Origin of the sequence: Deinococcus sp. AJ005 (genome assembly GCF_009017495.1) — a bacterium.
Lineage (GTDB): Bacteria > Deinococcota > Deinococci > Deinococcales > Deinococcaceae > Deinococcus.
This window is the reverse complement of sequence record NZ_CP044990.1, coordinates 2,430,378-2,448,914: the sequence shown is the minus strand read 5'-3', so window position 1 is coordinate 2,448,914 and position 18,537 is coordinate 2,430,378. Positions and strand designations below refer to the sequence as shown.

20 protein-coding genes are annotated in these 18,537 nt (G+C 65.0%); 12 read left to right on the top strand and 8 right to left on the bottom strand.

All coding sequences use genetic code 11. From position 1 onward, the window contains the following. The first annotated feature begins 209 nt into the window (after positions 1–209). From DAAJ005_RS13770 to DAAJ005_RS13755, 4 genes are all read left to right on the top strand, one after another. Positions 210–1,496, top strand: a complete 1,287-nt coding sequence (locus tag DAAJ005_RS13770; protein ID WP_151847613.1) for a 3-isopropylmalate dehydratase large subunit — start codon at positions 210–212, stop codon at positions 1,494–1,496. 15 nt (positions 1,497–1,511) lie between these two features. After that, complete coding sequence (locus tag DAAJ005_RS13765; RefSeq protein WP_192930771.1) at positions 1,512–1,874, top strand: hypothetical protein; 363 nt, start codon at positions 1,512–1,514, stop codon at positions 1,872–1,874. A 54-nt stretch (positions 1,875–1,928) separates the two neighbouring features. After that, entirely contained in the window at positions 1,929–3,206 is a 1,278-nt protein-coding gene (locus DAAJ005_RS13760) for a hypothetical protein (protein WP_151847612.1), read from the top strand. Positions 3,207–3,496: 290 nt separating this feature from the next. Further along, positions 3,497–5,167: a GMC family oxidoreductase gene (locus tag DAAJ005_RS13755; RefSeq protein WP_151847611.1), complete on the top strand. Its 1,671-nt coding sequence runs from the start codon at positions 3,497–3,499 to the stop codon at positions 5,165–5,167. Positions 5,168–5,201: 34 nt separating this feature from the next. On the opposite strand, the gene DAAJ005_RS13750 is transcribed toward DAAJ005_RS13755, so the two are convergent. Genes DAAJ005_RS13750 through DAAJ005_RS13740 form a run of 3 tightly spaced genes read right to left on the bottom strand, consistent with a single transcriptional unit; the run spans position 5,202 to position 8,408 of the window. Further along, a complete protein-coding gene (locus DAAJ005_RS13750; protein ID WP_151847610.1) occupies positions 5,202–6,683 on the bottom strand; it encodes an AMP-binding protein in 1,482 nt (493 codons plus the stop codon). Continuing rightward, positions 6,680–7,552, bottom strand: a complete 873-nt coding sequence (locus tag DAAJ005_RS13745) for an SDR family oxidoreductase (RefSeq protein ID WP_151847609.1) — start codon at positions 7,550–7,552, stop codon at positions 6,680–6,682. The genes DAAJ005_RS13750 and DAAJ005_RS13745 overlap by 4 nt, the downstream gene beginning before the upstream one ends. Positions 7,553–7,565: 13 nt before the next feature. After that, positions 7,566–8,408, bottom strand: coding sequence for a prephenate dehydratase (locus DAAJ005_RS13740; protein WP_151848564.1), 843 nt, complete (start codon positions 8,406–8,408; stop codon positions 7,566–7,568). A 232-nt stretch (positions 8,409–8,640) separates the two neighbouring features. On the opposite strand from DAAJ005_RS13740, the gene DAAJ005_RS13735 reads away from it, so the two are divergent. Beyond that, positions 8,641–10,080 carry an amidase family protein gene (locus tag DAAJ005_RS13735; protein ID WP_151847608.1) on the top strand — a complete coding sequence of 480 codons (1,440 nt, stop codon included), beginning with the start codon at positions 8,641–8,643 and terminating at the stop codon, positions 10,078–10,080. Positions 10,081–10,176: 96 nt separating this feature from the next. After that, complete coding sequence (locus DAAJ005_RS13730; protein WP_192930770.1) at positions 10,177–11,772, top strand: S1C family serine protease; 1,596 nt, start codon at positions 10,177–10,179, stop codon at positions 11,770–11,772. A gap of 33 nt (positions 11,773–11,805) precedes the next feature. Here the strand turns inward: DAAJ005_RS13730 and DAAJ005_RS18975 are convergent, their stop codons facing one another. Continuing rightward, on the bottom strand, positions 11,806–11,979 hold the full coding sequence (locus DAAJ005_RS18975; protein WP_192930769.1) for a hypothetical protein: 174 nt from the start codon (positions 11,977–11,979) through the stop codon (positions 11,806–11,808). 121 nt (positions 11,980–12,100) lie between these two features. Between DAAJ005_RS18975 and DAAJ005_RS13725 the strand changes: the two genes are divergently transcribed. From DAAJ005_RS13725 to DAAJ005_RS13715, 3 genes are read left to right on the top strand one after another with little or no spacing between them, the layout of a single operon-like run. Then, positions 12,101–12,490, top strand: a complete 390-nt coding sequence (locus DAAJ005_RS13725) for a DUF3208 domain-containing protein (protein WP_139323064.1) — start codon at positions 12,101–12,103, stop codon at positions 12,488–12,490. Positions 12,491–12,506: 16 nt separating this feature from the next. Beyond that, complete coding sequence (locus tag DAAJ005_RS13720; protein ID WP_151847606.1) at positions 12,507–12,713, top strand: hypothetical protein; 207 nt, start codon at positions 12,507–12,509, stop codon at positions 12,711–12,713. After that, complete coding sequence (locus tag DAAJ005_RS13715; protein ID WP_192930768.1) at positions 12,710–13,297, top strand: DJ-1/PfpI family protein; 588 nt, start codon at positions 12,710–12,712, stop codon at positions 13,295–13,297. The genes DAAJ005_RS13720 and DAAJ005_RS13715 overlap by 4 nt, the downstream gene beginning before the upstream one ends. A 108-nt stretch (positions 13,298–13,405) precedes the next feature. Here DAAJ005_RS13715 and DAAJ005_RS13710 read toward each other — a convergent pair whose 3' ends face one another. Both DAAJ005_RS13710 and DAAJ005_RS13705 read right to left on the bottom strand, forming a co-directional pair. Next, entirely contained in the window at positions 13,406–14,251 is an 846-nt protein-coding gene (locus tag DAAJ005_RS13710) for a PIG-L deacetylase family protein (RefSeq protein ID WP_151847605.1), read from the bottom strand. A 488-nt stretch (positions 14,252–14,739) separates the two neighbouring features. Beyond that, entirely contained in the window at positions 14,740–14,973 is a 234-nt protein-coding gene (locus tag DAAJ005_RS13705) for a hypothetical protein (RefSeq protein ID WP_370519718.1), read from the bottom strand. A 51-nt stretch (positions 14,974–15,024) separates the two neighbouring features. Here DAAJ005_RS13705 and DAAJ005_RS13700 point away from each other — a divergent pair, with 51 nt between their 5' ends. From DAAJ005_RS13700 to DAAJ005_RS13690, 3 genes are read left to right on the top strand one after another with little or no spacing between them, the layout of a single operon-like run. Further along, positions 15,025–15,642, top strand: coding sequence for a ParA family protein (locus tag DAAJ005_RS13700; protein WP_151847604.1), 618 nt, complete (start codon positions 15,025–15,027; stop codon positions 15,640–15,642). A gap of 25 nt (positions 15,643–15,667) precedes the next feature. Next, positions 15,668–15,913 carry a hypothetical protein gene (locus tag DAAJ005_RS13695; protein WP_192930767.1) on the top strand — a complete coding sequence of 82 codons (246 nt, stop codon included), beginning with the start codon at positions 15,668–15,670 and terminating at the stop codon, positions 15,911–15,913. A 3-nt stretch (positions 15,914–15,916) separates the two neighbouring features. Next, positions 15,917–16,411, top strand: coding sequence for a hypothetical protein (locus DAAJ005_RS13690; RefSeq protein ID WP_151847602.1), 495 nt, complete (start codon positions 15,917–15,919; stop codon positions 16,409–16,411). A 73-nt stretch (positions 16,412–16,484) separates the two neighbouring features. Here DAAJ005_RS13690 and DAAJ005_RS13685 read toward each other — a convergent pair whose 3' ends face one another. Both DAAJ005_RS13685 and DAAJ005_RS13680 read right to left on the bottom strand, forming a co-directional pair. After that, a complete protein-coding gene (locus DAAJ005_RS13685; protein WP_151847601.1) occupies positions 16,485–17,432 on the bottom strand; it encodes an aldo/keto reductase family protein in 948 nt (315 codons plus the stop codon). Between the two features lie 103 nt (positions 17,433–17,535). Then, complete coding sequence (locus tag DAAJ005_RS13680; protein ID WP_151847600.1) at positions 17,536–18,501, bottom strand: threonine/serine dehydratase; 966 nt, start codon at positions 18,499–18,501, stop codon at positions 17,536–17,538. Positions 18,502–18,537 lie beyond the last annotated feature (36 nt).

Sequence of the window (18,537 nt, the reverse complement as noted above, 5' to 3'; positions counted from 1 at the left end):
TTGCGGCTAGAGCCGCGTCTCACCTTCGTGCTCAACGGCCAACGGTGGATGAAGCGCGGCGGCCCATCTATCCCACCTCGGGCCGCACGCATCCGGTCAGGCGCTAGACTCGCGGGCAGGTTCAGCGGGTCACGGCGGCGGAAAAGCGCCAGCAGCGCGCCTGGAAGATTTGACGATGGAAGAGCTTTGGTGATGGGGAGGAACGACACATGGGAATGACGATTGCGGAAAAGATTCTGGCGGCCCACAGCGGCCATGACGTGCTGGTGCCCGGCCAACTGATCGAGTGCAAGACCGACTGGGTGCTGTGCCACGAGATCACCACGCCTGCCGCCCTGCGGATGCTGGAGGAGCGCGGCATGGACCGGGTCTTCAATCCCGATCAGATCGTGGCCATTCCCGATCACTCGGTCCCAGCCATGAACATCAAGGCCGCGCAGATGTACCAGAAGCTCAAGAGCTGGGTCAAGGAAAAGGGCATCAAGCACTTCTATGACGTGGGGCGCGGCGGGATTGCCCATGTGGTGCTGGAGAACACCGGTCTGATCAAGCCGGGGCAGACGCTGGTGTCCGGCGACTCCCATACCTGCAACGCCGGGGCGCTGGGCTGCTTTGCCACGGGCGTGGGCAGCACCGATCTGGCCGGGGCCATCTACGCGGGCCGCGTGTGGTTCAAGGTCCCCGAGACCATGCTGATCCGGGTCACGGGCCGGACGCAACCGGGCGTGACGCCCAAAGACGTGGTGCTGGAAGTCATCAAGCGCATCGGGGCGGACGGCGCGAATTATCTGGTCATGGAATGGGTGGGCGAGTACATCGACAACCTGGATATGGAAGGGCGTTACACCCTGACCAACATGGCCATTGAGGCGGGCGGCAAGACGGGCATCGTGGCGGTGGACGACACCACCCGCGCCTACCTGCAAGAGCGCGGCATCAGCCCCGGCGACTACACCGAATACACCTCGGATGCAGACGCCAGATACCGCGTGGTTGTCGATGTGGATGCCTCCGCTGTGGAACCCACCGTGGCCTATCCGAACATTCCCAGCAACGGGCGCGTGGCTGGCAGCGACAAGATTGCCGTCACCCACGCCTATGTTGGCAGTTGTACCAACGGGCGTATCGGCGACCTGCGCGACGTGGCCCGCATCCTGAAGGGGCGCAAGGTGGCCGAGGGCGTGCAGATGATCGTGGTCCCCGCCACCCAACTGATCTGGAAGCAGGCGGCCAGCGAGGGCCTGCTGGAAATCTTCGTGGACGCCGGGGCCAGCGTGAGTTATCCAAGCTGCGGCGCGTGCCTGGGCATGCACAGCGGCGTGCTGGGGCCGGACGACGTGTGCATTTCCAGCACCAACCGCAACTTCGTGGGGCGCATGGGCGATCCCACGGCGGCCATCTATCTGGCCTCGCCCGCAACGGTCGCAGCCAGCGCAGTCAGCGGCTTTATCTCTGATCCACGCGAGTACAACGACAGCATTGAAGCGGCAGACTGAGGAAGGCTAAAGGCTGTGTCCGGCCTTTATCTGTTGCAAGATCCTCGCTGGTTTGCGTCTTTTCTTGTGGCGGGCTGGCTTCTGGGCTGGCTGGCGGTGGGGGATCGCCGCTGGGCCGTCCTGCCCGCACTGGCAACCGTGCTGGCCGTGCTGATGGGAGTCTTCCAGCTTTTCACCTCTGACTCTTCTGATTACTCCGCTGATCTGACGCGCACCGCCTTTCTGTCCTCTCTGGGATTGCCCGTACTCTGGGGCATTTCGCGCTTCCCCTCTCTGTCTTTGAGGGTAGGTCTGGCAACGGCTCTGGTTCCTCTGGTGGTCCCGGCGTGCTTTGAGATGTGCGGTATGCTCTTTCTCGGTATCTTCCAAATTCCCTGACGATGTGCGGTCACCGCAGAGAACCCATCCATTCTCTGAAATACTGCATGCCTTATGGGTGAAGCCAAACGACGCAAACAACTGGGCCTGATGCCCACCGTCCATCCTTTCGAGGCGCAACTGGACGCGTCCGGTGCAGTTACGCTGGTGCGGGGGCCGGACGACGCTGGATTGACGCAGGTCATCGTGGACGCGCTGAAGGCCACGCAATCCAGTGGTCCGGCCTGGGCCAGCGAGTACCGCACGTCGCTGCTGCTTTCCAGCACCCAGGGCGGCACGCTGTCCACGGTGGAAGATGTGGAGGCCATCGTCGTGCCGGACCTGCGCCGCATCACGGGCGAGCTGGCGCTGGGGCCGCAGGGCAGCAACAGCGAACAGGTCTCCATTCCAGTCGAGGGCGGCGCGATCCGTCTGCGTGAGCAGCGGCATTCGTTTGACGGCCAGCGCTGGCAGACCCTGGCCGCGCCGCGCAGCCCGCAGCAGGTCATGTCGGCCTTGCAGAACAACGCGGCCTTCAACCTTCAGGGCGAGTTGATCGGACAGTTTGCCGCCGAACACTGGCAGGCTGGGCGCATCGACATCGAACCTGATCCGCCTGAGGAACTGCTGGAGGCGCTGGAGGAAGTGGCGCGCGAGTGGCACGGCGAGACCGAGGAACTGTGGGCTGAGATCCACCGGGACCGTATGGAGGCTGACGACGCTCCGGTGCCGATAGTCCGTCGCAGCGGCTTTGAACTGCGCCATCCCGCCCCGCTGCAAAATCCATTGGGCGGCGTGTTCGCCATCCGCTCGGGCGTGGAATTCATCCCGGTCATGGAGTCCGACACCTACAGCCTGGACGGCGAAACCTGGACCAGTTACGCGGACCCCGACGCCGAAGTGGACGGCAGCCACCTGCCTCCCGAACTTGCCAGCATCTTCGACATGGCGACGGTGGGCGTGACCGTGTACGCCGATGGGCGCGTGGAATTTGAGGACGACGTTCCCGCAGAACACCGTGAACGTATCGAGACCGAACTGCGCGAGGCCACCGGGGCCGGAACCGCCGACGAGTGGGCCGAGTGGACCGCCCAGATGCTGACCGAGACCTATGGCGACGAGCTGAACGTGCCCGAAGGCCAGAGTCTGCCAGTTCCCGTCGCCGTGCGTCTGGACCTTCCCGAAGACGCCTTGCAGGACCCCGATCCGCTGTCTCAGACCTTCATGGAATCGGAGGTGACCTTTGACGGCCAGCAGTGGCGGGACCTGTTCGACGACGTGCCGCCGGAACTGGCCCCGTTCATCGGGTCATCTGCCGGGAGCGAGGATGATTCCGGAGACCGGCTGAACTGAGCTGACCTGAGTCTGAATTGAGCTGCACCTGAATTGATCTGGACTCCGACTGAAGGGTGTTGGCAACACCTGGAAATCCGATCTGACACAGCCTGTAGCTGGGCTGCTGGGCGCGCTTCTGGCGTCGGCTGATGCCGGGTCTGGAGCGTGCCCTCCAATGTTTGGCTTGGCCCGGTTCTATACTTTGTCCGAACGCGAATTTAATCCCGGTGGCCCTGACCTGTCGTGTGCCGAAGCTGTCGGCGCCCTCTGGCCTGCCGTCCTCACCCATTCGCGCGGAGGCCCCAGAGATGCAGAGCGATCACAGTCCAGACGGTCAGGCGAGTTCCGCCCAGCAGAATTACGACTACGTGGTGATCGGTGCGGGTTCGGGCGGCTGTGCCGTTTCCGCCCGTTTGCAGGAGGGTGGGGCGCAGGTGCTGCTGCTGGAAGCTGGTGTGCCGGACGAAACGCCTGAAATCCACATCCCCGCCGCCTTTCCCAAGCTGTTCAAGTCGCCGCTGGACTGGAACTACGAGACCGAGGCCCAGGAACACCTGAACGGGCGCAAGCTGTACTGGCCGCGCGGCAAGATGCTGGGCGGCAGCAGCAGCATCAACGCCATGATCTACATTCGCGGCCACCGCGCCGATTACGATGGCTGGGCGGCGGCGGGCAACCACGGTTGGGGCTACGACGACGTGCTGCCCTATTTCCTGCGCTCCGAGGATTTCGAGGATGGGGCCAGTGAATACCACAACGCAGGTGGCCCGCTGCACGTCGAGAACCGCCGCTACACCCACGAAATCTGCGACGCCATCACCGAGGGCTTCAAGGAACTGGGCCACCCTGCCAACGACGACTTCAACGGCGAGAGTATGGAAGGCGTGGGCCGTTTCCATGTGACCCAGAAGGGCGGCGCGCGGCACTCGGCGGCGGTGGCGTACCTGCGCCCGGCGTTGGCCAGCGAAGGCCCCGGCAAGCTAGAAGCCCGCACAGGCGCGCATGTGACCCGAATTCTCTTTGAGGGCAAGAAAGCCGTGGGCGTGGAATATCTGGACGGCACCGAACCCCAGCAGGTCATGGCCGGTAAAGGTGTCATTCTGGCGGCGGGCGCAATCACCAGCCCGCATTTGCTGATGCTGTCGGGCGTGGGCGAGCGGGCGCAACTGGAGGCAGCGGGCGTGGAAGTGCTGCACGATCTGCCGGGCGTGGGCCAGAACCTGCAAGACCACCTGTTCGTGCCCGTGGTTTACGATACCGAGACAGCGGGATTGAAGGACGCCACGAGCGACGCCCAGATGACCCTGTACATGTCTGAACAGCGCGGAATGCTGTGCAGCAACGTGGGCGAGACGGGCGGCTTCATGAAGACCGACGCGTCGCTGCCTGCCCCGGACCTGCAATTTCACAACGGTGCGGCGCTGTTCGTGGACCACGGTTTTGCCGAGCTGGACGGCTACCATTACACGCTGCTGCCCTCGCTGGTTGCGCCGCGCAGCCGGGGCCGGATTCGCATTGCCAGCAGCGATCCGCAGGCCCGCCCGCTGATCGAGCCGGAGTACCTCTCGGACCCGCACGACATGGACGTGTTGATTGCTGGGGTGGAACTGGCCCGGCAGGTGGGCGACACCGAAGCCCTGTCCAGCTACCGCCTGAGTGAAGTGATGCCCGGCGAGGCCGTCACCGAACGCGCCGATCTGGAAAATTACATCCGCGAGCAGGCCATGACTGTCTACCATCCTGTCGGCACCTGCAAGATGGGCAACGATGAACTGGCCGTGGTGGACGACGAATTGCGTGTCCGTGGTCTGGAGAATCTGTGGATCGCCGACGCCAGTGTGATGCCCGTGATTACGCGCGGCAACACCAACGCACCCACCATCATGATCGCGGAAAAGGCCGCCGATCTGATTCTGGGACGGGCGGCCTTACCTGCGCGGGCAGCAGAGACGATGGCGATGGCCGTATCTGCCGATTGAGTGGTAGCGGCTGAACAGGGCGTTACGGCGAAGATTATTCGTCTGTAGCGCCCATTTTCATGTGTGCCTCTGCTGGTAGATGCGAGCGTAGCAGCTTTCCTGTTTGTGTGCGGGGCAGCGCGTCCAGCAGCGTAATTTTCTGTGGGCCGAACATGCGCGGCAGGAGTGGGCGCAACCCGTCCAGAAGCTGTTCGGGCGTGATCTCGCAATCGGGTTTCAGCACGACAAAGGCGTGGATGCCTGTCCCGAACTCGGCGCAGGGAACGCCCACCACGGCGCACTCGGCCACGGCGACGTGCGCGGCGATGCGTTCCTCCAGGCTGGCCGGAAAGACATTCTCGCCGCCGCAGATCAGCAGGTCGTCGGCGCGGCCATGCAGGGTCAGGCGGCCCGCCGCGTCGCGGGAAGCTAGATCGCCCGTGTCGTGTCCGTCCACGATCACGCGCCCCATGTTTCCATCCAGCTCAAGGTTGACCCCTGGCAGCGCCCGGCCCACACCCCCTGGCGCAGCACGTAGATCGGCGGGCGTCGCCAGGGAGATCAGGCCCGTTTCGGTGGAGCCGTAGAGGTTGGACAGCACGTCCCCGAAGCGCTCCAGCGCTGCCGTCGCCAGCGATGCGCCCAGCGGGGCCGAGCCGCAGATGATCGCCCGAAGTGCAGGCGCAGCCCGCTTATCCGGCGCGTCCAGCAGCCGGTGGAGGAGGGTAGGGACCAGCATCAGAACCTTGATGCCCTCCTCTTGCAGCGTGAGCCACATCGCGTCTGCCGTGGGGAGGCACAGGTGCAGGGGTGCGCGCAGTGCCAGACCCATGCCCAGCGTTGCCAGTCCGTGTCCGTGAAACAGCGGCAGGGGCAGCAGCGTGGGCGCACCCGCCCGCAGCGGCAGGGCGTCCAGCAATGCGCCCGCCAAGCGCAGCCCGGCCCGCAGTCCTATGCGAGAGCGCACCGCTTTCGGCGTTCCCGTGCTGCCGGAAGTCAGCAGGACCAGCGGGCCGACGCGGGGTAGGCGCAATGGGTGAGACTTCGCGTTCGTGGTTTTTAACTCAGTGAGGGTCAGAACCGTTATGCCCACTTCCACCGCTCCGCGTAACCGTTCCGGCCAGTCGCCGTCGCAGATCAGCAGGCGCAGGCGCTGTTCACGCCCAGCCCACCCGGTTTCGGCAGCAGAGAAGGAGGTGTTCAGCAGAACAGTTCGCGCGCCGATACGAACGCAGGCCAGCAGGGCGGCCACGAAATCCACGCTGTTGCTGCACAACAGGCCCACCGTCTCGCCCGGCCTGATCCGGTGGGAAAGGGCGGCGGCCATTCCGTCTGCCCGCTTCAGCAACTCTGCGTAGGTCAGCGGTCCATCCCCGTCCACCAGCGCCACCGCATTCGGCATCCGGCGCGCGTTCCAGGCGGCCAGCGCATACAGCGTCGGCCCGTGCCGCAGCACCGCCCATGCCAGGCTCAGCGCATTTTTCAGCGGTTGGGAGTCGAGAATCCCGGTGTGCCGGACGGCTGCCAGCAGACTCACTTTCTACGCCGCTGCGTCAGCCTGCGCTCCAGCTCCTCCAGACCGCTCAGCGCCTGATCCAGCATGTCTGGAAACAGCAGCGCCGCCACCTGTTGCCCCTTCAGCCACCACGGAGCGACACGGCGCAGGGGTTTTACGAGTGGATACACTACCGATTGTGCGGCTTCTAGCGGAGTCAGGGCCGGGGCGAAGCGGTAGGCGCGGGTGGGCGCGATCATGCGGGTGCGGACTAGGGGGAGATAGACGCTGGCAACGCGCACGCCACGCCCCCGCAGCTCATTGCCCAGGCTGCCCAGCCACAGGTCAAAGCCCGCCTTGCTGCCCTGGTACGCGGCCCAGCGCGGAATGCCAGGGGGCAGGGCCGAGGCGCTGGAGACGCTGACGATCACCCCGCTACCCTGCCCCACCATGCGCGGCAGCAAGGACAGTAGCAGCGCGGCAGGCCCAGTGAAATTGACGGCCAGCAGGCGGCCCAGATCATCCTTCTCGGCGCTGTGTAGAACTGGACGGCGGATGGAATGCCCCGCGTTGCCGATGATGACGTCGATTCGGGGGTGGTTCATCTCGATCTGCGCGTCCACTCCTTTGATCGCTATTGGGTCAGTTAAATCCAACTGATAAACACTGGCCTTCCCACCCGCCGCCCGTATCTCAGCCGCCACCGCTTCCAACCGCCCCCCGCTGCGTGCCAGCAGCAACACTTCGGCCCCACACCCGGCCAGCAACCGCGCCGTCGCCTCCCCGATGCCGTAGGACGCGCCCGTGACCAGGACCGTTTTGCCACGCACTGCCGCTTCCAGCCGCCGTGAATCGCGGCAGGCGGGCGGTGACAGAAAAAGCTGTCGAAGGAGGGTCAGGGGCGAGGCCATTCCAGGTCCGCCCCTAGCCCACCGTTTCCATCGCCCGTGGGTAGCTGCCGATGATCTTGGCGTAACTGGCCTTGCGTAGTACTCCCGCCAGTCCCTGGGCCACCTTGGGGTCACGGGCGTCGCCCTCGATGTCCACGTACATCAGGTAGCTCCAGGCGCGGTCCCGGCGCGGGCGGCTTTCGATGCGACTCAGGTTCAGGCCGCTCAGTTCGTTCAGGGTCTCCACCAGAAAACCGGGGGTGTGGCGCACGGCGAACACCAGACTGGTCTTATGCGGCACGTCGCTGGGCGCGGGTTCGTGCTTCGAGAGGACCATGAAGCGGGTGTAGTTGAACGGCTCGTCCTCGATCTCGTGGGCCAGGATGTTCAGGCCGTACAGTTCGGCGGCGCGGCGGCTTGCGATGGCGGCCTCGCCCTGCCCGCCGCCGGCTGCCCCGCGTTCGGCCAGCTCACGGGCGCTTCCAGCAGTGTCGTGGGCGGCCACGGGTTGCAGGTTGTACTTGCGGATCAGCCCGGTACACTGGTCCAGCGCGGGCTGCTGGCTGGCCACGCTTTTCAGGTCTGCCAGTTCCACCCCCGGCAGCGCCATCAGGCAGTGGCTGACGCGCACCACCACCTCACCGATCACGTACAGTTCGGTGTCGCTGAGCAGGTCAATCGCCTGATGAATCGCGCCCATCAGGCTGTTTTCCACCGGCAGCACGCCGTACTGCGCCTCGCCACTCTCTACCGCCTGCGCCACGCCGTGAAAGGTGGGGTAGCCGCGCGTCTGTCGGTCAGTTCCCTCTTCTGAAACAGCGTTCAACGCGGCGATCTCGCCATATGCGCCGGGATTGCCCTGAAAGGCGACAGTGATGGACCCGGAGCCGTCAAGTTCAGAGCCGACAGATTCAGAGGCGACAGGTTCAGGCCCGGACGGGGGCACGGCTTTACTCACGGCGCTCACTCATGACCGTGAGGCTAGCGCACGGCGCTGGCATGGCCGCAAAGTCGGGGTCGGCAGAAGTTCGGGTGCAGGGGGATCATGCCGCCGCCACCGCATCAACCCACACAGCCCCCGCTCCAACCCTGCCGCTACAGTGTTCCGCATGACCCTGCCCCTGCCCGATCCCATTCTTGATCTGGACGTCACCGATCTGGCCGACGCCACCCGGCGCGGCGACCTGACCTGCGGCGAAGTGACGCGCATCTACCTGGAGCGGCTGGAAGCTCTGAACCCCCGCCTGCGGGCCGTGATTACCATTCACCCCTACGCCCGCGCCGAGGCCGACGCGCTGGATACCCTGAAGCCAGAGAAGCGCGGCCCCCTGCACGGCTGCCCGGTGCTGATCAAGGACAACATTGACGTGGCGGGCCTGCCCACGACGGCGGGCAGCGCGCTGATGGCCGCACACATGCCCAAGGTGGACGCGCCGCTGGTGGCCCGGCTGCGGGCGGCGGGCGCGGTGATTCTGGGCAAGGCCAACATGACCGAGTGGGCCAACTTCATGACATTGGGAATGCCCAACGGCTATTCCTCGCAGGGGGGGCAGACCGTCAATCCCTGGGGCGAGGACTTCGACACTGGGGGCAGTTCGTCGGGCAGCGGCGTGGCGGTGGCCGCGAGGCTGTGCGTGGCGGCGATTGGCACCGAGACCAGCGGCAGCGTGGTCAGCCCGGCGCACGAAAGCGGCGTGCTGGGATTAAAGCCCACGCTGGGGCTGATTCCGCGCACCGGGATCGTGCCGATCAGCCACAGCCAGGATACGGCGGGGCCGATCACCCGCAGCGCCCGCGACGCCCTGCTGCTGCTCTCCGTGATGGCCGGGCCAGACGAGCGCGACGAGGCCAGCCGCCTGCGGCCCGTGCCCGAACTGAGGCTGATATCCAATGCCCTGAGCGGCGCTGTGGTGGGCATCGTGACCGACGAGAAGGGCGTTTCGGAGGCCGACGTCGCCAGCCTGAACCTGGCCCGCACTGCATTGGAAAAGGCCGGTGCCACGGTGCGCGATGTGACCTTCCCCAGCCGTGCCGAGCTGAACAGCAACGGCGTGATGCTCGAAGTCCTGGAATACGAGTTCAGGGGAGATCTCAATGCCTATCTGGCCGGGGTCACGGACGGCCCGCGCACCGTGGCGGACGTGATCGAGGGCAACCAGGCCGATGCCGAACGCTGCCTGAAATATGGTCAGACCTTCCTGCACGCTGCCCAGGGCACGCGCGGCGATGCCAGCGAGCCGGGCTATCTGCTGGCCCGCGCCCGTGACCTGCGCCTGACCCGTGAGCAGGGCTTCGATCTGCTGTTCGCGGGTGGGCTGGACGCCGTGGTCTTTCCGGGCATCCACGGCTGCGCGCTGGCGGCGAAAGCTGGTTATCCTAGCGTGACCCTGCCCGTTCATGTGCCGGACGCGCCCGCAGGCACCCGGCCCGGCGGCGTGCTACTGGTGGCCCCGGCAGGCGCGGACGCCCCGCTGCTGTCGCTGGCCGCGCATCTGGCCGAACACTCGGAAGGTGGGGTGGGTGGCGTGCGTTTTCCTGTGCTGAACTAGGCTTTCCGGTCCCTTCGGGCCGCCGGTCTCGCGGTCCGAGAAATGGCGTTCTCCAGACAAACATCGGCCAATTGTGACCTTTATAGTGAGTGCTATATGAAAATTCGTGTGGCTGCCGCCGTCCTCGCTGCGTCGCTGTTGTCTGGGGCCGTCCTGTCGGGTTCAGCGGTGGCCCAGGTGTTGCCCAAGGCCACGCGGGACAAGATTGTGCAGTCCACCGTGATGCTGATGCCCACCGGGGCAGACGGCAAGATCGACGGTTCGCTGGGTAGCGGCAGCGTGATCAGTCCGGCAGGGTACATCCTGACTAATTTCCATGTGATCGGGGACATCGACAGCCGCAAGGTTTCCGAGTGGATTCTGGTGCGAACTGTCAAGTTTGTGGACCGCGAACCCGAACCCACCTACTGGGGCAAGGTGGTGGCCGCCGATCCTAACCTGGATCTGGCGGTGGTCCGTATCCTAGAAACCTATGACCAGAAGCCGGTGGGGGCGCTGAATCTGCCTTTCGTGGAACTGGGTGATTCCAACAGCCTGACCGTGGGGGACCCCCTATTCGTCTTCGGGTTTCCTGGCACGGGCGGCAGTACCCTGACCTACACCAGCGGCGCAGTCAGCGGCTTTACCGGCGAGGACACCCAGGGCAGCGGGCGGCAGTGGATCAAGCACGACGCCCAGACCGGCCCCGGCAACTCCGGTGGCGGCGTTTTCGATGAAAAGGGCCTGCTGATCGGCGTCAACAGCGCCATCAACATCAACAAGTCCAGCAGCACCAGCACCCCCTTTGCGCGTCCGCTGGCGGTGGCCTGGGGCCTGATCACGCCCAATGTGCCGCGTTTCGTGGTGCGCGGCGCGGGGTCTGGTGGGCCGACGGCCTCCGCGCCTGCCAGCACCGGTCAAACCAGTACGGGTCAGTCCAGCGGTGCCGCGCCCCAGCCCAAATGGCCGCCCACCATCGCACTGGGGCAGAACTATCAGGTCAGTATCCAGCGCAGCAGCGGCACGCCCAAGACCCAGAGCTGGGCGCTGACCCTGAAGGACCGCGCCGATAATGGTGATCTCAAGGGCACCGCGACACAGGGCAGCCAGAGCCAGACCGGATATGTCGCTTACGACAAGAAAGCGGATCTGGTCTGGATCGACCTGACCCGCGACGGCAAGTCCATGACCAGTTGTGCTTTCGAGGTCAGTGGTCTGCGGACCAGTCCGTGGGTGGGGCGCGCGTTCTATTACAGCGATACCAATGCCGACCCGGAGCGCATCGGAGACTGTCAGGCGCTGGTCAGGACCGGGGCGGCCCCTGCCGGAAACGCCGCACCCACACCGCCTGCTGGCGCGGCGGCTCTGAAATGGCCGGTCAAGCCCACCACAGGCCAGACCTGGACCGTGGATGTCCAGGGACGCGGCGTATGGACGCTGCCGCTGGGCAGCCGCTCGGACAAGGGCAATCCAGCGGGGACGGCGATTGCGCCGGGTGGGCAGCAGTGGAACGCGGTCTACTACTACATCAATGACAGTGGAGGCGAGGGCGTGATCCTCGACATGACCGCCGACGGGAAGACATACATTGGTTGCGAGTTTGTCAAAAGCGGCGTGACGGGCCGCAGCCTGCGTGGCAAGGCATATCTGTATGTTTCCAAGGATGATAAACAGGGCACTGAATTGGGCAGTTGCGTCGCCACGCTGAAATAGTTTTTCTCCGATAAAACGGGGGGGATGCGGGGGTCAGCGCCGACGCTGTTCCAATTCCTGAACGCGCGCTTCCAGTTCACGGATTTTCGTCTGCTCTGTGCCGTTCACCATTCTCTTGGTCAGCCAGACCACGCCGACGATAAAAGCGACGCTGCTGGTCAGGACAACCAGCAGCAGGATCAGTTCGAGTGGACTGACATTGGGCATGCGGACAGCATAAGGTCCGGGTGCCCGGTGCCGTCTGGGGTGGTGGAGTGCCGTCCGGGAAAATAGAAATAGGCAAAGGCTTAAGCCCCCGCCTGCGCGCCGAGCAGGTATGCTGTGCGGCGTGAGTCCCACCGAACCGCAGGCCGGAGGCCGCGCCGCTATCCGACTGTTGCAAGGCTATATCTGGCACGCCCAGGACGCCGACGTTGACCTGGAGCATTTCTTGCCCCGTGAGCTGGACCTGCCCACGCCCCCTGGCCTGGCCGAGCAGGAAAGCGCCCATGTGCTGTGGGACACGGTCAACCCGCCCTTTGCCTTTTTCGAGAACGGTGATCCCACCGCCTCTCAGGTCTTTTACCAGTTCACGGTGCTGCGCGTGTACGACGAGCGCCCCGACAATACCGAACTGCACGAGGACGCCGCAGCAGCCTCGCAGGCCCTAGGGCCGCTGCTGGACGGCACCCCGGAAGGCGTGGGCTGGCAGCTCTGGGAGGACCTGAGAGAGCTGTGATGGACGGACGAGCGCTGTGATTCACTGGCTCGACTTGCTGACCGAGGGGGATACCCACCCCCGCCGGTTTGATGGCCCGGCCAGTCTGCGCCCCTACCTGCTGCGAATCGAACGCCTCTCGGAGGAAGCCGCCGACGCGCTGATCGAGGACGGCCACGTCGCCCCGCCCCTGGCCCGCCGGGAATACCGGCTGCGGCATCTCGTTCCTTCCACCTTGCCGTGAGTGACTCCGGGGTGCAGTCCTCAGAGCAGGAAACGGATGGCCCTATCGTTGCGATTCCCGTCTACGCGGGCGTCAGCGAACTGGAACTGGGCATCATGGTCACGGTCTGCCGCTTGTGCGGCGGCGAGGGCGCGGCCATCACAGTCAACCGCTCGCGCGCCAGCATCGTGACCGCCGGGGGACTGGTCAGCACGCCGCATGTGCTATACGCCGCCCTGCCCGAGCCTGCTGCATTGCTGCTGCCCGGCGGCCCCGGAGCGCTGAAGGCAGCCCGCGATCCATTGCTCAAGGCGTTTCTCCTTGCCCATGCCGCCCTGCCCATTGGCGCAAGTGGCAGCGGCCTGTTGCTGCTGGGCGAGGCAGGTGTGCTGACCGGGCGAGAGGTGGGCGGCCCGGCAGATCTGGCCGATACGCTGTGGGGCCACGGCGCAGGCGACGTGCATTCCGGCGAGGTCTGGACCGACATGAATCTCTGCACCACGCCAGGCGGCTTCCCGGCCTTGCACGCCGCCCTGCACGCCGCCGCCGCCGTCTGGGGCGCGGAGGCAGCGGCAGATGCAGTGCGGCGGCTGGGTACGCTGTAAAGCGATTCGGCCCGATTCGCTGGGTCAAGACGCTGGGAATGACCTCTCGCCCCAAGTTGCGAGGGGCGAGAGGTCACTGGGCAGTCTGTGGGCAGAGTCGGCCCGAATTCAGTCCAGCCCTTCGCCCCCGGCTACCCCGTCAAAAAGGCCCTTCAACGGCCAGTTGCGAATCGGCGTGCGCGTGCCGCCGATGCTGAAGTTCTCATAGCCCAGCATGCGGGTTTCCATCTCGTCGCGCTCCTCCTGCGACATCTGGCCCAGGCGGCTGTCCGGCCCCATCTGGGTGCCGTGCGCGGCCAGCGCCGCTTTCTTGTTCTCGCGGTAGGGGCTGACATCCATGCTGACGGCGATGGTGCTTTCCGATACGCCGTACACTTCTGGGTCCAGATCCTGGCCCATGCGCGACAACCCCTTGGCAGCCTCCACGTTCAGCGCCGTGAAATACAGCCGTTGCGGCCCGCCGTAGGGCAACACGCCTGTGCTGAAGAAGGCGGCGGTGGCGGCCCGGTTGATCTGAAGGTGATCGATGTGGCCGTACCCCCCGTGCGGATCGAAGGTGACCAGCACCTGCGGCTGATATTCCGCGATCACGGCGCGCAACCTGACCTCAATCTCCAGAGGCGTGACGTTCATCATCGCCAGAGGATCGTCATAGCGGGTGCGCTCGAAGCGGCCCGAATCGTGGAAGTCCAGAAAGACGGGTTCGGGAATTTCCAGCGCTTTACACGCCTCGCGCAGTTCGTGTTCGCGCTGCTGGCCCAGATCAGTCACCGTCATGCCCGGCACGGTGATCTTGCCCGCCTCGCCCCGGTTGGCGCAGACCAGTTGCACGCGCACGTCCTTGCGCGCGTAATGGGTCAGCGTGCCGCCGACAGAAAATGCCTCGTCGTCAGGGTGGGCAAAAACGGCCATCAGGGTGGGTTTGGCAGCGGTTGAATCTTTTGAATCGCTCATGGCCCGGAGTCTAGTGCGGGAACGTGCCGCGCCCTCGCAACGTATCTGAAAGTATGAAGCCATCTCCAGAATCGGGTGTGCGCGGCACGGGCTGGCCACCCAGGCAAATGCCATCATCTGTACCGCCCGGTCCACTATGGCTCTCTGCCTTGAAGGAGACGCTCAGAGACGCGGTGTATGCCGTGGTGGACGCCCTCAATTTCTTCGCGTTCGACGGTTGGTGGCAGGCCAGGGGCAAGCCTCAGCACCGGCCCACCCAGCGTAGGCGTTAATTCGATGCGAAATGCCCTCAGCTCTCTCTGGGCCGTGTTCCGCGCCCTGTTCCTGGGAGTGATCGGTCAGCCGGACGGTGGCACCGAACCGGAAGTCCAGGCCAGAAAGGCCCGCCAGCGTATGCATGTGCAGGAAAACCGTCCCAGTGGCCTCCTCCAGACCCTCGGAACGCTGGTCCGCACGGCCTTCTATGCGGCCATCTTTCAACCAGACCATCAGCCCCAGGACGGCGAAGATTCCCCAGCCTCTAAACGTAAGCCGCGCAAGTAGAAGTCCCATACAGCGTCTGGCCAGGTCTGGTAGATCAGGCGGCGGTTGGGCACGTCGGCGGCCTCCAGCGCCTCCCCGATGGCGCGGTAAAAGCGGCTCCCCTGCTGTTTCATCGCCAGTGCCGTCCAGTACACCTCGGCGGCCATCAGCGTTTCCAGGCGTTCGGTGTCCATATCCATGCCCCCATCATGCCTGACGCAATCTCCTGGCCCGTCTGCTACGCTCCCTCCATGTCGCGCGTCCTTGCCATCACGTCTGAGAAGGGAGGCGTGGGCAAAAGCACGCTGGCGGTCCATCTGGCCGGAGCCTTCACCGAGCGCGGTCTGTCCACCGTTCTGGTCGACGAGGACGGGCGTGTGGGCAGCAGCCTGCGCTGGGCTGAGCGTGCTGGAGAAGCTGGCCTGAGTTTTCCCGTGCTGACCCCGGACGATGTGAAACCCAAGAAACTGGCCGCCGCCGATGCCGTCCTGATCGACACTGAGGGCCGCCCCAAACGCAAGGAACTGCGCCGCCTCTCGGAGCGCGCGGACCTGATTCTGGTCCCGTCCGGCGTGAGTGCGCTGGAACTGGACTCCACCCGCGAATTGCTGGAGTTTCTGCTGGAGGCGGGAGATGTGGGGCGCAAAACCCGCATCGTCCTGACCCGTGTGCCGCCCGTGGGCCATGCCGGAGAGGACGCCCGCGAGAATCTGCGCGACGAGGGATTGACCGTCTGCAACACCCTCGTGCGTCAGTACGCCGCCTACCAGAAAGCCGCCGAACTGGGGACGCTGGCCCGAGACGTGCGCGACACCCGCGCCGCTGTGGCCTGGGCCGACATCCTGGCCCTGTCGCGGGAACTGCTGTGAGATCATTGCTGCTGGGGCACGGCTGATGGGACGTTTCGATTATCTGGACGGCAAATCGAAGAAGGGCAAGAAAGCCAGCCTCCGCAAAACCACGCCCGCCCCTGATGGCCGCAACAAGGGCGAATCCGGCGAGCGCGTGGAAGTCGTCTATATCCGCAAGGAAACGCTGCGGGCCGTGTGGCGCGAGGTCCGGCGTGACGGCGATACTGCCGAGAGCGTCAGCGAACTGGTGGAAGACCTGCTGCTGGCGTGGCTGCGCGAACGGGTATAAAAGGTGACTCCGCTTCAGCGCAAGGCGGCACGTATCGTGGGGTTGCTCGTGGCCCTGATTTTTATCATCCCTGGCGTCATTCACCCGCTCCAGAACCACCCACTTGATCTGGTCAATCTGATCTTCCACGAGGCGGGTCACGTTCTGCTGATGTGGGCGGGTGAAATGGTCATGCTGCTGGGCGGCAGTCTGTTCCAACTGCTGATTCCCGCCGCGTGTATTGCCGCTTTCCTGTTGCGCGGGGACCGCTACGCGGCGGGCATCGTGACGCTGTGGCTGGGGCAGTCCTTCGCGGGGGTGTCCGCCTACATCCGCGACGCGCCCACCCGCAATCTGGACCTGATTACAGGCGATCCCGATACCCATGATTGGTGGCAACTGCTGGGCGGCTGGGACGCGCTGAATCTGGCCGAGCCGCTGGGCCGGGTGGTCTTTTTCCTGGCGCTGGCATCGGTGATCGTCGGCACGGCGCTGGCGTTGTGGGACGACGTGCGCTGAACTGCCAGACCTGTATGGGACAGCAAAAAGCCCCCTCCACGCGGGAAGGGGCAACAGAGGATCCTTTCGCCGCTTACGCCGGGTTCAGAATTTCCTCGATCTTCTGCTGCACGTCGTCGCTGAGGCGCACGCCGCCCGCTTTCACGGTGTCCTGAATCTGCGACACCTTGGTGGCCCCGGTGATCACGCTGCTGACCCCCGGCTGGCGCAGCAACCATGCCAGCGCGAGTTGCGCCCGCGTGATGCCCAGATCGTCGGCAATCGGCTTCAGGTCACGCACCTTCTGGATGTTCTCTTCCGTCAGGAAGTTCTTGCCCCAGTTTTCCTTCTCGGTCAGGCGTGCGCCCTCGGGCTTGCCGTCGTCGTATTTGCCGGTCAGCAGGCCCATCGCCAGCGGACTCCAGACCACCAGGCCGATGCCTGCGCCTGCCGTGTAGGGCAGGATTTCCTTTTCCACGCGTTCACGGCGCAGCATCGAGTATTCCGGCTGCTCGGTCACGGGGCCGTGCAGGCCGTTGGCGCGGGCGAATTCCACGGCCTGGGCAATCCGCGCGGCGGGCCACATGGAGGTGCCCCAGTACATGGCCTGACCGTTGCGGACCACCTGATCGAAGGCCATCACGATCTCTTCCATCGGTACGTCGGGGTCATAGCGGTGGGCGAAATAGATGTCCAGATAGTCGGTTCCCAGACGTTTCAGGGTCTTGTTAATGCTTTCCAGCACATGCTTGCGGCTCAGACCCCGGTCGTTCACGTCGTCGCTCATGGGCCAGAAGACCTTGCTGGACAGCACCAGCGTGTGCCGGGGCAGTTCCTTCAGGGCCACGCCCATCAGTTCCTCGCTCCGCCCCTTGGCATAAATGTCGGCCTGATCGAAGAAATTCACGCCGCCCTCGTAGGCTGCCGTCACGATGTCGCGCACCATCTTCTGATCGTCCACGCCCACGCCGTAGGTTTCCCAGCCGCCCAGCGCGACTTCACTGACTTTCAGACCACTCCTGCCCAGATTCCGGTATTCCATAAGTTGCTACTTTAACTCTTAAAGCATGGAGTGAGGCCAGATTCAAAGTTGGGTGAAGGATTCGGGGTTAGGAACGGAAGGAGAACACTCCTGCTCACGCTTCCTACCCCCCCAGTAATTCCACCAACAACTCCACGTCCAGATTGCCACCGCTGACCACCGCCACCACCGGGCCAGGGCCGAAGTCGTACCCGCCGTACAGGGCCGCCGCCACCGTTACTGCGCCGCTGGGTTCGGCTATCAATCGGGCGCGCAGTGCCGTGTCACGCACCGCCCGCCGCATCTGCGCCTCGCTGACGGTCACGATGTCGTCCACGTGGGCGCGGATATGTTCCCAGGTCAGCTCGCCTAGCGTCGTTACGCGCAGGCCGTCGGCCAGGGTGTGGGCGACTTGTGCAGCGTCCCACGCCAACCGCTTTCCGGCCCGCAGACTGGCCTGCGCGTCCGCCGCCAGTTCGGGTTCCACACCGATCACGCGCACATCCGGGCGCAGACTTTTGATCGCCACCGCCACACCCGAAATCAGCCCGCCGCCGCTGACCGGCACCAATACCGTGCCGACTGTGGGCAGGTCCTCTAGAATCTCCAACCCCACCGTTCCGGCCCCGGCGATGATGAGCGGATCGTCATAGGGCGGCACCGGGGTCAGGCCGCGCTGCTGGGCAAGCTCTCTGGCCTTTGCGGCGCGTTCCTCGCTGGCGTTGCCCACCAGCACAACTTCCGCGCCGCACGCGCGGGTGGCCGCCAGCTTGGTCTGCGGCGCACCGGACGGCATGACCACTACCGCCGGAATGCCCAGCGCCCGCGCCGCGTAGGCCACTGCCCCGGCGTGGTTGCCGCTGGAATGGGCGACCACACCCCTGGCCCGTTCATCAGCCGTCAGCGACAGCAACTTGTTGAAGGCCCCACGCAGTTTGAAGGCCCCGGTGGGATGCAGGTTCTCGGCCTTGAGCCAGAGGTTCTCGTTGGGAAAGGCGATGAGCGGTGTGCGGGCTACCCAGCCATTCAGGCGGGTCCGGGCGGCCTGAATGTCGGCCAGGGTGACGAGCATTTCGGCATTGAGGGTCATGAATGCGCCTCCTGCCCCCACGCTACCCTGTCTGCC

Bases quoted from the DNA above. Each gene is read 5' to 3' on its own strand.
- DAAJ005_RS13770 (WP_151847613.1), top strand. From the start codon at position 210: ATGGGAATGACGATTGCGGAAAAGATTCTGGCGGCCCACAGCGGCCAT.
- DAAJ005_RS13760 (WP_151847612.1), top strand. From the start codon at position 1,929: ATGGGTGAAGCCAAACGACGCAAACAACTGGGCCTGATGCCCACCGTC.
- DAAJ005_RS13755 (WP_151847611.1), top strand. From the start codon at position 3,497: ATGCAGAGCGATCACAGTCCAGACGGTCAGGCGAGTTCCGCCCAGCAG.
- DAAJ005_RS13745 (WP_151847609.1), bottom strand. From the start codon at position 7,552: ATGGCCTCGCCCCTGACCCTCCTTCGACAGCTTTTTCTGTCACCGCCC.
- DAAJ005_RS13735 (WP_151847608.1), top strand. From the start codon at position 8,641: ATGACCCTGCCCCTGCCCGATCCCATTCTTGATCTGGACGTCACCGAT.
- DAAJ005_RS13730 (WP_192930770.1), top strand. From the start codon at position 10,177: ATGAAAATTCGTGTGGCTGCCGCCGTCCTCGCTGCGTCGCTGTTGTCT.
- DAAJ005_RS18975 (WP_192930769.1), bottom strand. From the start codon at position 11,979: ATGCCCAATGTCAGTCCACTCGAACTGATCCTGCTGCTGGTTGTCCTG.
- DAAJ005_RS13710 (WP_151847605.1), bottom strand. From the start codon at position 14,251: ATGAGCGATTCAAAAGATTCAACCGCTGCCAAACCCACCCTGATGGCC.
- DAAJ005_RS13705 (WP_370519718.1), bottom strand. From the start codon at position 14,973: ATGGATATGGACACCGAACGCCTGGAAACGCTGATGGCCGCCGAGGTG.
- DAAJ005_RS13700 (WP_151847604.1), top strand. From the start codon at position 15,025: ATGTCGCGCGTCCTTGCCATCACGTCTGAGAAGGGAGGCGTGGGCAAA.
- DAAJ005_RS13695 (WP_192930767.1), top strand. From the start codon at position 15,668: ATGGGACGTTTCGATTATCTGGACGGCAAATCGAAGAAGGGCAAGAAA.
- DAAJ005_RS13685 (WP_151847601.1), bottom strand. From the start codon at position 17,432: ATGGAATACCGGAATCTGGGCAGGAGTGGTCTGAAAGTCAGTGAAGTC.
- DAAJ005_RS13680 (WP_151847600.1), bottom strand. From the start codon at position 18,501: ATGACCCTCAATGCCGAAATGCTCGTCACCCTGGCCGACATTCAGGCC.